Source organism: Oleiphilus sp. HI0123 (genome assembly GCF_001635315.1).
In genome coordinates this window covers 1-1,296 of the sequence record NZ_LWGE01001580.1, presented here as the reverse complement: position 1 = coordinate 1,296, position 1,296 = coordinate 1, and the positions used below count along the sequence as shown (strand labels likewise).

Genomic DNA, 1,296 nt, shown 5'->3' with positions numbered 1-1,296 from the left:
AGTTGGCTTTCATAAAGCTCGGGAGATGGGTATTTTGGATCAATTAACTATCGTTGGGAGTAAGCGTTATTGCCCTGGCGGAAATTATTTAGCTTTTGCGAAGAAGCCAGGGCTTGAAGAGCTGTCATTGAGATTCAGTGAGGAGCTGACGAAGTTCAAGACAACTGATGAATATAAACAAATTCTAGCCAAATATGGAAAACTTCAGTAAGAGTTTAACCAAGCGCCCTACCGAACTCGCCTTCGGTTAACGCAGCGTTAGACAATCTTTATAGGGAAATATATCAATTGATCAAAAACACCATCTTTATTTTATCTCTAACACTGCTGTTCGGCTGTGCAACCACAAGTCAAGAAAGGCTCGCTCGGGCAAAAACTTATGAGGAAAGATCTGAGCGCGCTAATCAACAAGCTTCTAAAATTGGAAGTCTCCCTGGTACTCCAGATAATATTGAGTCGATGGAAAGAGCTTATGAAGAATCAGCTTATTACAGAGAAAAAGCACATGATACGAAGTACAAAAATACATGGGCTGAATTGATTGTTGGGGTCATTGCCCTTCTCATTGGAATCGCAACAAAATAAACATAACCAGACCAAGCAACAGGTTCTTTATGAAACTAAAAACAATTACTTTACTCTTAGCAAGCCACTTATCTATAGGCGCATTGGGTATCGGTTTGGGGATATATATCCTGCCAATTCTAACGGCACCGACTGCGCCTTCAGAGTCAATGATCTCAGAGATTTCTTCGCAAGCGCGATATACCGGGAAGTTTAAAAGAGACCTAGAGGATAGCGACACCTTTCACTGGGGCGAAGGCATCGTTTCGCTTAACACTGAGTACATTTCTTTAGCTGGCCAACTGGCTCCCGGGCCAGACTATAAGCTTTATCTTTCTAAAGAGTTCGTAGAAACCGAGCTTGATTTTCAGCGCTTGAAGTCGTCAATGCTTCAAGTTGGTGACGTGACAACCTTCGAAAACTTTGTCGTCAAAGTGCCTCAGGGCACCAATATAGCTGACTTTAGCTCAGTCATTGTTTGGTGTGAGGCCTTTGGTGAGTTTATTACGGCAGCCAAATATCAGTAAATGAGTTCAGCGAACAGACTCTGCAATTAAAATATTTGATTCGCCCAAACGGTTAAACCCGATGCGACACTGCCGAAGTGGTCGCCATCAAGCACCTCGATGTCACCAAATTTATTGTGAATTGCTTTACGAATAACAGGGGACTGACCCGATCCCCCCGTTATAAAAATTAGATCGGGTTGTGTTTGCGCTTGTGTAATCGCTT

Annotated in this window: 3 protein-coding genes; all 3 read left to right on the top strand. The window is 42.7% G+C overall.

Features of this window, described 5'->3' with window-relative positions:
- On the top strand, positions 1-211 hold a 211-nt coding region (locus tag A3761_RS21215), incomplete at its 5' end, for a hypothetical protein (RefSeq protein WP_231881279.1).
- A gap of 77 nt (positions 212-288) precedes the next feature.
- Positions 289-585, top strand: coding sequence for a hypothetical protein (locus A3761_RS21210; RefSeq protein ID WP_068516621.1), 297 nt, complete (start codon positions 289-291; stop codon positions 583-585).
- Between the two features lie 29 nt (positions 586-614).
- A complete protein-coding gene (locus tag A3761_RS21205; RefSeq protein WP_068516618.1) occupies positions 615-1,091 on the top strand; it encodes a DM13 domain-containing protein in 477 nt (158 codons plus the stop codon).
- The last annotated feature ends 205 nt before the right edge of the window (positions 1,092-1,296 follow it).

Excerpts from the sequence above, each read along its gene's own strand:
- A3761_RS21205 (WP_068516618.1), top strand. The coding sequence starts at position 615 with ATGAAACTAAAAACAATTACTTTACTCTTAGCAAGCCACTTATCTATA.